The organism is Bradyrhizobium oropedii (genome assembly GCF_020889685.1).
Classification (GTDB): Bacteria; Pseudomonadota; Alphaproteobacteria; order Rhizobiales; family Xanthobacteraceae; genus Bradyrhizobium; species Bradyrhizobium oropedii.
In genome coordinates, this window is sequence record NZ_JACMYO010000253.1 from 1 (window position 1) to 9,958 (window position 9,958).

Below are 9,958 nucleotides of genomic sequence, written 5' to 3' on the forward strand. Positions count from 1 at the left end.
CCGGCGCCGCCTCCCGCGGCGGCGAGTGCGCCGCGGCCGCGAGCCAGGATTGAGCCTGATACTGAGCGTGATGACGGCGGCGTGAGCCGTCGTCATCACGCTGTTTGCACGGTTGTCCCGATATCCACCGCTGCCGACGGCGCTCCCTTTTCAAAGCGCGCGCCGGCCGCTACATCCGACGCATGCCGCTTCATCTCATCAAGCTCGCCGTCGGTTGCGACTCCGTCAAGGAACTCAAGGGCTGGGTCGCCGAACGGATGGCGACAGCGAAGAAAAAGGGCCTGCCGCTCCGTCATGTCCACATCACGCGGATGACGCCGAAGCGCGAGGAGGAGCTCCTTGCCGGCGGCTCGCTGTATTGGGTGATCCGTGGCGAGATCGCCGCGCGCGAGAAGATCATCGCGATCGAGCCGTTCCGCGACAAGGACGGCATCGGACGCTGCCGTATCGTCATGCAGCCCAAGGTGATCGCCGTCTCGCCGCGGCCGATGCGGCCGTTCCAGGGCTGGCGCTATCTGACGGCCGACTCCGCCCCGGCCGATCTCACCAAGTCGAGCGCCGCCAGCGTGGCCTCGATGCCCGAGCCGATGCGCCGCGAGCTGCGCGACCTCGGATTGCTCTGAGCAATCGGATCGCTCTCGTCGATCGGCGGCAGTTGCCGCGGGTCACTGGGTCACGAGATGCAGCCGGCTCCATTCGGACGCCGGGATTTCGACATAGCGGCCGCCCGCTTTGCTGACGGTGACGTCGAGCATTTCATGGTCGATCCCCATCTCGCCGAGATATCGCCGGAACTGTTCGGTGAAGATCGAGGTCAGGCTTTCGCGGTGCTCGGCCGAGACGTTGGGTGCGAGCCGGTCGTAGATCTGCATTTTGGCGGTCAGGATGACGCGATTGCCGGGCGGCACGATGCGATGGACGCCGCCCGCAAGCATCAACACACAGGCAAGCTCGCAGGCGACGCTGGACAGCTTCTCCTTAGCGTCCAGCGGGCCGCCGGGCCGCTTCAGCGCAAAGCATTCCTCCTCGGATTTCCCGTTGCAGGCCTCGACCTCGGTCGCCGCGACCGCAGCATCGATGCCGCGTCCGCGCAGGATTCGGCCAAGGCTGGCAGCGACGGTGAGGTCGGACCCCGGTCTGACATTGATCACCACCGGCAGCTTGCGTCCGTTCTGACGGTCGAGGATCGCCAGCAGGCGCTTGTAGGTGTCCCATTGCACGGCGCCCTCGGCGGCGATCCAGTCCGAGCAGCCCGGGCCGCAGGCGTCGGGCGCGCCATGCGCGACATAGAAGATCATCGCGCCGGGCGCCGAATTGACCCCGCCGACCGGCGGCCGGGTCTGCGCCTGCGCCACGGTGGCGGCCACCAGTGCGATGCCGAGAACAATGCCGTGCGTGAAATACCTGCTCATTCCGATCGCCTCTGAAAGGCGCGATCATCCCTGCGTCACGGGCGCGGCGCAGCACGACCCGGCCGCACGGATGAGGCCGGGCCCTCATTACACGCCCGCATCGGGACTGTGCATGAACGGCATCACACTTTTCCGGAGGCGGCCTAAACCGCGATGTTGTCGATCAGGCGCGTGCCGCCGAGCCGTGCCGCGACCAGCATCCGCATCGGGCCGTCTTTCAGCGAGCCGATTGGCGCCAGCGAGGCGGCATGGCGAACCTCGAGATAATCGAGCACGAAGCCGGCCTTGGTGATCAGCGCCGCGCCGGCGGCCATTGCCGTCGCGGTGTCCTCGCCGGCGCGCAGGCGACCTGCCGCTTCCTTCATCACCCGGTTGAGCTCGGGCGCGGCGCGCCGCTCCTCAGCCGAGAGGTAGACGTTGCGCGAGGACATCGCGAGCCCATCGCGTTCGCGCACCGTCTTGGATCCGATCACCTTGACGCCGAGGTCGAGGTCGGCGGCCATCTGGGCCACCACCCGGAGCTGCTGAAAGTCCTTCTCGCCGAAGATCGCGACATCGGGCCGGACCTGCGTGAACAGCTTGCCGACCACGGTGGCGACGCCGCCGAAGAAGTGCGGACGGAAGCGATCCTCGAGCCCGGCGGTGGCCGGTCCTTCCGGCACGATTCTGGTGGCGAAGCCGTCCGGATACATCGCTTTCACCTCGGGGTGCCAGATCAGGTCGACGCCTTCGGCCGCGAGCTTGGCGACGTCGGCCTTCCAGGTGCGCGGATACGAACCGAAATCTTCCGTCGGCGCGAACTGCGTCGGGTTGACGAAGATGGAGACGACGACCCGCTTGGCACGGCGCTTGGCGAGCCGCACCAGCGACACATGGCCGTCATGGAGGGCACCCATGGTTGGGACCAGCGCGACGGTCGCCTTCTTGGTGCGCAGGGCGTCGACGGCGCGACGAAGGGCAGGGACGGTACGGACGACGGTGGGATTTCTCGGCATCTGGTCTCGGCTCGTGGGGCAATCGGGGTGGGATGTTTGGCGTTCGGCAGGTGGCGGACCTTACCAAGTCCGAGCCGCCATCGGCAAACCGCCGCGCATGCATTACCCGATCTCGAATGCGCATGGATCGCGGGCCGCATTCCGCCGATCGACGCAGCGCGCTTGCTCGTTCGATTCATCATTAAGGACGGCTGCAATTGATTTCGTGTCGCAGTGATGCATTTCACTTGACCGCAGCGGCGCTCGATTTGAAGATCACTGCCGGGGATTGAATCATGTTGGTGCAGGCAAGTCAGGGTCAATCTGGCTCCGCACATGTCGTGGTGCTGGGCAACGAGAAGGGCGGTTCGGGCAAGTCGACCACCGCCCTGCACATCGCCGTTGCGCTCATGAAGGCCGGACAGCGCGTCGCCAGCATCGATCTCGACTGCCGGCAGCAGAGCTTCACCCGCTACATCAGCAATCGCCAGGCCTGGGCGCGGCGCACCGGGCTCGACCTCGAGCTCCCGGCGCACCACTGCATCAAGTACGGCGAGACGATGCAGATCGAGGAGAACGAGAACGCCGAATTCCAGCAGTTCATGACCGCGGTGAGCGCGGTGGAACGCGCCTACGATTTCATCGTCATCGATACCCCGGGTTCCGATAGTTACCTGATGCGCCTTGCGCATTCGATGGCCGACACGCTGGTGACGCCGATCAACGACAGCTTCCTCGATTTCGACGTGCTGGGCACCGTCGACCCCGCGACCTACGCGGTGATCGGCGAGAGCCACTACGCGGAGATGGTGCGCGACGTGCGCCGCAAGCGCCGCCAGCTCGACGGCGCCTCGACCGACTGGATCGTGGTGCGCAACCGGCTGTCGATGCTCGGCTCGCGCAACAAGCAGCTGGTCGCCGACGGCTTGAAGCAGCTGTCGCTGCGGCTCGGGTTCCGTTCGGTCGACGGCTTTGCCGAGCGGGTGGTCTATCGCGAATTCTTCCCGCGCGGGCTGACGGCGCTCGACGACATCGACGAGGCGACGCTCGGCACCCGTCCAAGCCTCGGCCACGTCACGGCGCGCGAGGAGGTGATGAGCCTGCTACGCCAGCTCAAGCTGCCGCTCGACGAGCGCGGCCGCCGCCGGGCCGCCAACCGGGCCGAGTGGTTCAGCCAGGTCGACAAGCCGCTCGAAGTCCACGACATCATCGGCAACTAGGGCGCTTTTGCGCGTAGTGGGGACTGGAGCCCGTTCCGATTCATCCGAACGGAACAGCTCTCGCGTCGGCGCGCGGTACCGGCCTATCGATTCGGTTCCAGCACCGTCATCCTGAACGGCCCGCCATTGGCGGCGGCATGCGTGACCGCGTCGTTGGCGTGGTCGAGGTCGAAGGTCGTGACCTCGAACTGATCGAGCCGCAGCAGCCCGGCACGGGCGAGGTTGACGAGACCGAATGTGGCCTCCGGCGGATACATCCAGGCGCCGTGAATGCTGATGCATTCGCGCATAATCCAGGGATAGGGCAGGTCGAGCCCTGGTCCGCCCTGCATCCCGACGCCGCCCATCAGCACGACCCGGCCATAGGGACGCACCGTCATGATCGCGGCGCGAACCGTCGGTGTCGTCACCGACGGCGGCATCAGGTCGAGCACGCAGTCGATCGGACCAGGCGCGGCCTGCCGCATGCGCTGCCGGTCGTCGTCTTCGTTGCCGCTGAGCCTGACCGGGCGCACACGCGGGCCAAAGCGGCGGACCAGATCGGACAGCACCTTTTCATTGCGGCCGGGCGCGATCACGCAGGCAGCGCCCATCGCCAGCGCGACGGCAACCGCGGCACTGCCGAAATTGCCGGTGGCGCCGCTGACCAGCACGGTCTCGCCAGGCTGCAGCCGCGCCGCCAGCAAGCCGCCGTAGGGCACGAGGCAGGTGCCGAGCGCGCACCATGACGGCGCATCGGCCGGATCGATGCTGCCGATGCGCTTGACGTTCTCGGTCGGCACCAGCGTCTGCTCGGCGAACGAGCCGTGACGGAAGTGCCGCTGCAAGCGCAGCCCGCCTTCGCCGCGTGCGCTCCAGCCCTGCAAGGTGATGTCCGGCGAGATGCTGTCGTCGCGCGAGCGGAAGGTCGGATCGCAGTACACCCAATCACCGGCGGCGAGGTGGGTCGCATCCGGCCCGACAGCGCGAACCCGCCCGATGGCGCCGGGACCGGGAACGGCCGGCAACTCGAGCAGGTAGCTGCGCTCGCCGCTGAAGACCTCGTTGGCGTAGGACAGCACGCGCGTCGCGATCACGTCGACGAGGACTTCGCCCGTTCCCATCATGGGTGCGGGGACCTCCTCGATCGCGAGCGGCGAGCCGAACGATTTTAGAACTGCTGCTTTCATCTGATCTCATCCCTGGCTGAGATCGGCATCATGCTGCGCTCCGTTGCACCCAGGAAGACCTGGTATTATCCTAGGATTATCAGTCCCAGTCGGGAGCCCGGTGATGGCCACTGCGCGGCAAAGCGAACTCGGCGATTTCCTGCGGTCGCGGCGGCAGAAGCTGACGCCCAAGCTCACCGGCACCCAGGCCGGGCGACGGCGCCGAACGCCCGGTCTGCGCCGCGAGGAGGTGGCCGAACTCGCCGGTATCGGGGTCGACTGGTACATCCGCCTCGAGCAGGGCCGCTCCGTCAGCCCGTCCGCCACCACGATCGACGCGCTGGCGCGGGCGCTCCGTCTCAGCAAGGCCGAGCATGCGCATCTGCGCGCGCTAGCAAAGGATGGCGACCGCCGACCATTCGCCACCGAGACCGTGCCGCCTGCGATCCGGCGCGTGGTCGAAAGCCTCAACCAGCCGGCCTATGTCACAGGGCGGCGATGGGACGTGCTGGCCTGGAACGCAGCCGCGGAGGATGTCTTCGCCTTCGGCCGCCTGCCCGAGGACGAGCGCAATACGCTGATGTACGTGCTGACCAACCCCAAAAGCCGGCAGCTGTTCGGTGCAAGCTGGCCCGAGGAGGCGCGGCGCATCGTGACGCAGTTTCGGCGGACGCACGACCTCTGGGCTGGCGATCCGGCCTTCCTCGATCTGCAGGCGCGGCTGCGCAGAGGCTGTCCGGAGTTCGACGGCTGGTGGGGCACCCACGACGTCGGCGTCAGCGTCGCCGGCAGAAAAGTGCTCAGCCACCCCAAGCGCGGCCGGCTGACTTTTGAATATGCCACCTTCCAGGCCAATGACGATCCAGGCCTTAAACTGATCATCTACACGGAAATTCGCTGAAAACCGTGTTTTTCCGGTGATTTTCGTCACAGAGCGGCCAAAAAGGTGGAACAAAGGGGCCGAAATCCGGTTTCCCCTCAACGTCTATCCAAGGCTCGAACGCAACCTTGGGAACTTGCGTCGAAGGGTAAGAGGAGAGCAAGCGCCGGCGCGGCGGTCCTGTGCAACTGCACAAACTATAGGTGCGGCGCACAACGTTATGCCACCAAAGCCACAATATTTGGACTTCCTGTCACGGCGCTGTGACATATATTCTCAAAAGGAGGCCGAAGAGCCTCCCGCCAAAATAGCCCTGAAAAGGCGGGCACCTCGAGGACGTCATGAAGCGTGGAATTCTCGTTCTGCTGTCTCTCTCCGTGGTGATCACGGCGGCTTATTTCACCGCGAGCAAGTGGGCGATCCGTCACGAGACCCTCATGTTCAAGGATCCGACGCGCGATGAGCGGCCGGTCGCGGTCGACGTCGCCGTGCGCTTCGACAAGGAGATGCAGGCCGACGCGGGCATGATCACGCTGCCGGTTGCGATCCTCAATCATGGCAATACCGTCAAATTCACCGAATATTCCTTCCTCGCGAACGTGTTCGCGGCGCGCGGCTATCTGACCGTTAGCATTCAGAACGACCTGCCGTCGGACGGACCGATGGTGACCAAGGAAGGCGAGCTCTATGTCGGGCGCCTGCCGCAGTATCAGCGCGGCATCACCAACATCAAATTCGCCATCGAGGAGATGAAGAAGCGTCAGCCGAACGCGGACTACAGCAAGCTGACGATGGTCGGCCATTCCAATGGCGGCGACATCGCGATGTATTTCGCCAAGCAGTATCCGGACGAGATCAAGAAGGTCGTCACGCTGGACAATCTGCGCGTGCCGTTCATGACCGACGGCAAGTTCAAGATCCTGTCGTTCCGTTCGCATGACTCTCACTTCAAGCCGGATCCCGGCGTGGTGCCGGACCAGGAAGAGTGCGAGAAGGCCGGCATCACCGTTGTGAACACCAACTTCCAGCACAACGACATGCGCGACACCGGACCCGAGAAGGCCAAGGACTCGATCCAGGCCATGCTCGATAAATTCCTGGCCGATACCGACAGCGCTGTCGGGCCGGTCGATACCAGGAATGCGCCGCCGAAGATTCTGGAGCCCGGTCCGGTCTCGCTCTACGTGCCGGTCGAGAAGCCGCAGACCTTCACCGAGAAGCTCAAGAAGTCGCTCTCGCTGACCAAGACCGAGACCAAGAAGGACCCGTCGGTCACCAATTGACGGAGCCGCCCGGGATGCCGGCAGGCCCGTCACGTTGACCAATCCGATCCGGCGGCCCACATAGTGTTTGCTGTACGAGGCAAGCGCTGATGGCCGGCAAGACGATCAAACCGACATCCGGAGGCGATGTACGTCCGGCCAATGCGCCTGGCGTGCCGACATCGAGTTCGAACGACATCGCCGCGTTCGTGGCGAAGGCGCGGGCGATGTCGCCGCATCGCGCCGGTGCACGCGGCAGGCTGGTGTTCGCCCTCGATGCCACGATGAGCCGGCAGCCGACATGGGACATGGCGTGCACGCTGCAGGCGGACATGTTCCGCGAAGCCGGCGCGCTCGGCAGCCTCGATATTCGCCTCGTCTATTACCGCGGCTTCAACGAGTGCCGTGCCTCGGGCTGGATATCAGACAGCGCGCAGCTCGCGCGGCTGATGAGCAAGATCGATTGCCAGGGCGGCAATACCCAGATCGGCAAGGTGCTGTCGGAGACGCGACGCGAGGCGGTCGCCTCAGGTGTGCGCGCGCTGGTGTTCGTCGGCGACGCAATGGAGGAGAGCGCCGACGAGCTCTGCGCGAAGGCCGGCGAACTCGGCCTGCTCAAGGTGCCGGTTTTCATGTTCCAGGAAGGCGAGGATACGACTGCCGAACAGACGTTTCGCGAGATCGCGCGGCTGACCGGCGGCGCATGGTGCAGGTTCGATCCCGGCGCGGCCGCACAGCTCCGCGAATTGCTGCGTGCCGCTGCAGCCTACGCTGCCGGTGGCCGCGAGGCGCTGCTGCAGCTGGCGAAGACCACGAGCAGTGCAGCGCGGCTGATCGGCCAGATGAGATAGCGCCGCCTTGCGTCAGGCCTCGCCTGACGTTGCGGCTTTCGCAAGCGCGCCGAGCAATGTCGACATGTTGGCCGTGACCTGCCTGGTCGCCTCCGCAATGCCATGGCGTTCGGCGAGCCACGCCGGGTCGTTGTAGGACAACCAGCAGTCGCCGGCTTCATCCTGCCACACCAGCGCCTTGAGCGGCAGGTCGATCCCGATGGTCTGCGCGGCCTGCATCAAGGGCGTGCCGCCCTTCGCATTGCCGAACACGAAGACCTCGGTCGGGCGGAGCGCAAGACCGGCACCGGCTGCACCCGCGGCATGATCGATCTGTGCAAACAGGGTCAGCCCACTGGCCTGAAGTTCGGCCTTGAGCCGGTCAGCGGTTTGCCTCGGCCCGGCATTGCTGCGGAGGCTGATCAGTCCGTCAATCGTCATCGCGCATCCTCCAGCACTGTTGCCGCAAGCTACTCAATCGCGGGGATCAGCGCCACGCCGGTGCGCGTCACGCTCCGGTGAGACGAAGCTTCGCATGCATTTTGCCGCCGAGCCGCTTATATTCCGCGCATGCCAACCCTGATCGCCGGCGTCGTTGCCGTTGTCGTCCTTTATTCCGCGCTGCAGATGTTTCGTGCGGCCAATCCCGCCGTGCTTGCGCGCGCGATCAAGATCGTCGGCGGCGTGCTCGCGCTTGCCGTTGCGGCCTTTACCGGCGTGCGGGGCGAGCTCGCGGTGGCAATTCCGCTCGGCATCTTCGGCGCCGGACTGCTTGGCTGGTCGCCATTCGGGACGTCAGGCTTTCCCAATCTCGGCGGCATGTTCGGCGGTTCGCGCTCTCAGGGACAAAGCTCGCGGGTGCGCTCGCAATATCTCGACATGAGCCTCGATCACGGCAGCGGCGTGCTCAAGGGCCAGATCGTGGCCGGACCGCAGGCCGGCCGCATGCTCGATGAGTTCGACCTCGCGCAGCTTCTGGCGATGGTCCCGAGCTTCGACGCCGAAAGCGTCGCGCTACTTGAAAGCTATCTGGACCGCCGTTTTCCCGCCTGGCGTCAGGACGCACAGGGCGACCGGGCAAGGGGGCAGGGCCGTCCGGCGGCGAGCGGCAAAATGACGAACGAGGAGGCCTATCAGATCCTTGGCCTGCAGCCGGGCGCGTCGCGTGACGACATCAGCCGGGCTCACCGCACCCTGATGAAGAAACTCCATCCCGACCAAGGGGGCTCGACGTACCTCGCTGCCCGTGTGAACGAGGCCAAGGATACTCTGCTTCGCGCGCATCTCTAACTCCGGCTACGCTACCAACGCCACAGCCGAGAGCTGCCTTCCGTTTCTGATTGATGCCCCGCCTGACCCGCCGCTGTCCGGCGTGGCCGATCGTTCTTTCGGGAAAACTTAACCGTAAAATCTTGACGAGAAGTTTTCATAATCGCGCCGCGCGCGGGCGGGCCGACTGTTTTCGCAGGCGACATGCAAAGCAAAAGGGCCGGCGCTTGCGGCGCCGGCCCTTGCGATCAGCAGATAGCGTCGATCAGTTGCGGACGGTGATGCAGGAGATCTCTGCGCGCTTCAGCGTCTTGCAGGCCGCTTCGGCCTGGTCGCGCTCGAGACCGGCAAAGCGGGCACGGTAGAGCCTGCGATTGTCCTTGGCGACGACTTCGGTGAACGGGTCCGCCTTGCTGAGCAGGCCTCGGGCCGAACTGCGCGCGAGGTCGATGCGCTTGTTGGCCTCGCCCTCGGACTCCAGCGCGCCAACCTGGATGATCCAGCCGCTGTGGGCTGCGCCCGGCTTGACAGCGCTGGTCTGCGGAGCGGCCTGCAGGCTGCGGGTGGTGGGTTCGATCGAGGCCACGGCTTGGGCGGGCGCATGCACGGCCGAGGCCGGAAGCACGCCGAGGACGCCGTTGCCGGTGCCGAAATTGGCCGGCTGCGGCGGCATTTCGGGCCTCGAGGTCTCGGCGGCCCGCACCATCATCGCATTGGAGGTCTCGGGGATCTCGCCGCGCGACGGAATCGCGTTGGTTATCGGGGGCGCGGACTGTGCCGGGCCGGCGGCGGCGAGCTTGATCTGGCCGGCCTTGACCTGCACGGTCTTCACCTTGACCGGCTTCATCGGTTCAGCCGAGCCGGGGATCGCGGCGATCGGCTGGGTCTGGATCACGCCTGAGGTCAGCGGCGCCGGCTCGGGCTTGGCCTGCGGTTCCGGCTTGGCCGGGGGCGGCGGCAGGG

Annotated in this window: 11 protein-coding genes; 6 read left to right on the forward strand and 5 right to left on the reverse strand. The window is 65.8% G+C overall.

Going from position 1 to position 9,958, the window contains the following annotated elements:
- Window positions 1–182 precede the first annotated feature (182 nt).
- Window positions 183–623, forward strand: a complete 441-nt coding sequence (locus tag H8A95_RS38885) for a DUF1489 family protein (RefSeq protein ID WP_106318065.1) — start codon at window positions 183–185, stop codon at window positions 621–623.
- Between the two features lie 42 nt (window positions 624–665).
- On the opposite strand, the gene H8A95_RS38890 is transcribed toward H8A95_RS38885, so the two are convergent.
- Together H8A95_RS38890 and panC are read right to left on the reverse strand one after the other, a co-directional pair.
- Complete coding sequence (locus tag H8A95_RS38890; protein WP_229187864.1) at window positions 666–1,412, reverse strand: hypothetical protein; 747 nt, start codon at window positions 1,410–1,412, stop codon at window positions 666–668.
- A gap of 143 nt (window positions 1,413–1,555) precedes the next feature.
- Window positions 1,556–2,407 carry a pantoate--beta-alanine ligase gene (gene panC, locus H8A95_RS38895; RefSeq protein ID WP_229187865.1) on the reverse strand — a complete coding sequence of 284 codons (852 nt, stop codon included), beginning with the start codon at window positions 2,405–2,407 and terminating at the stop codon, window positions 1,556–1,558.
- 275 nt (window positions 2,408–2,682) lie between these two features.
- On the opposite strand from panC, the gene H8A95_RS38900 reads away from it, so the two are divergent.
- Window positions 2,683–3,606 (forward strand): division plane positioning ATPase MipZ, encoded by a 924-nt coding sequence (locus tag H8A95_RS38900; RefSeq protein WP_229187866.1) that lies wholly within the window; start codon window positions 2,683–2,685, stop codon window positions 3,604–3,606.
- A gap of 83 nt (window positions 3,607–3,689) precedes the next feature.
- Here H8A95_RS38900 and H8A95_RS38905 read toward each other — a convergent pair whose 3' ends face one another.
- The gene (locus H8A95_RS38905; protein WP_229187867.1) at window positions 3,690–4,775 is read right to left on the reverse strand and encodes a zinc-binding dehydrogenase; all 1,086 of its coding nucleotides are present in this window, start codon (window positions 4,773–4,775) and stop codon (window positions 3,690–3,692) included.
- Window positions 4,776–4,878: 103 nt separating this feature from the next.
- Between H8A95_RS38905 and H8A95_RS38910 the strand changes: the two genes are divergently transcribed.
- From H8A95_RS38910 to H8A95_RS38920, 3 genes are all read left to right on the forward strand, one after another.
- Window positions 4,879–5,655 (forward strand): helix-turn-helix transcriptional regulator, encoded by a 777-nt coding sequence (locus H8A95_RS38910; protein WP_229187868.1) that lies wholly within the window; start codon window positions 4,879–4,881, stop codon window positions 5,653–5,655.
- A 320-nt stretch (window positions 5,656–5,975) separates the two neighbouring features.
- Window positions 5,976–6,917, forward strand: coding sequence for an alpha/beta fold hydrolase (locus H8A95_RS38915; RefSeq protein WP_229187869.1), 942 nt, complete (start codon window positions 5,976–5,978; stop codon window positions 6,915–6,917).
- 89 nt (window positions 6,918–7,006) lie between these two features.
- Window positions 7,007–7,747: a vWA domain-containing protein gene (locus H8A95_RS38920; RefSeq protein WP_229187870.1), complete on the forward strand. Its 741-nt coding sequence runs from the start codon at window positions 7,007–7,009 to the stop codon at window positions 7,745–7,747.
- Between the two features lie 12 nt (window positions 7,748–7,759).
- Here the strand turns inward: H8A95_RS38920 and H8A95_RS38925 are convergent, their stop codons facing one another.
- Window positions 7,760–8,167, reverse strand: coding sequence for a DUF302 domain-containing protein (locus tag H8A95_RS38925; RefSeq protein ID WP_229187871.1), 408 nt, complete (start codon window positions 8,165–8,167; stop codon window positions 7,760–7,762).
- Between the two features lie 129 nt (window positions 8,168–8,296).
- Here H8A95_RS38925 and H8A95_RS38930 point away from each other — a divergent pair, with 129 nt between their 5' ends.
- Window positions 8,297–9,016 (forward strand): DnaJ domain-containing protein, encoded by a 720-nt coding sequence (locus H8A95_RS38930; RefSeq protein ID WP_229187872.1) that lies wholly within the window; start codon window positions 8,297–8,299, stop codon window positions 9,014–9,016.
- Between the two features lie 244 nt (window positions 9,017–9,260).
- Here the strand turns inward: H8A95_RS38930 and H8A95_RS38935 are convergent.
- The coding region (locus tag H8A95_RS38935) for an SPOR domain-containing protein (protein WP_229187873.1) at window positions 9,261–9,958 on the reverse strand (698 nt) is incomplete at its 5' end.

What these genes read in the sequence shown, in the direction of transcription:
- H8A95_RS38930 (WP_229187872.1), top strand. Translation starts at nt 8,297, where the DNA reads ATGCCAACCCTGATCGCCGGCGTCGTTGCCGTTGTCGTCCTTTATTCC.
- H8A95_RS38915 (WP_229187869.1), top strand. Translation starts at nt 5,976, where the DNA reads ATGAAGCGTGGAATTCTCGTTCTGCTGTCTCTCTCCGTGGTGATCACG.
- H8A95_RS38910 (WP_229187868.1), top strand. Translation starts at nt 4,879, where the DNA reads ATGGCCACTGCGCGGCAAAGCGAACTCGGCGATTTCCTGCGGTCGCGG.
- H8A95_RS38885 (WP_106318065.1), top strand. Translation starts at nt 183, where the DNA reads ATGCCGCTTCATCTCATCAAGCTCGCCGTCGGTTGCGACTCCGTCAAG.
- H8A95_RS38890 (WP_229187864.1), bottom strand. Translation starts at nt 1,412, where the DNA reads ATGAGCAGGTATTTCACGCACGGCATTGTTCTCGGCATCGCACTGGTG.
- panC (WP_229187865.1), bottom strand. Translation starts at nt 2,407, where the DNA reads ATGCCGAGAAATCCCACCGTCGTCCGTACCGTCCCTGCCCTTCGTCGC.
- H8A95_RS38905 (WP_229187867.1), bottom strand. Translation starts at nt 4,775, where the DNA reads ATGAAAGCAGCAGTTCTAAAATCGTTCGGCTCGCCGCTCGCGATCGAG.
- H8A95_RS38920 (WP_229187870.1), top strand. Translation starts at nt 7,007, where the DNA reads ATGGCCGGCAAGACGATCAAACCGACATCCGGAGGCGATGTACGTCCG.
- H8A95_RS38900 (WP_229187866.1), top strand. Translation starts at nt 2,683, where the DNA reads ATGTTGGTGCAGGCAAGTCAGGGTCAATCTGGCTCCGCACATGTCGTG.
- H8A95_RS38925 (WP_229187871.1), bottom strand. Translation starts at nt 8,167, where the DNA reads ATGACGATTGACGGACTGATCAGCCTCCGCAGCAATGCCGGGCCGAGG.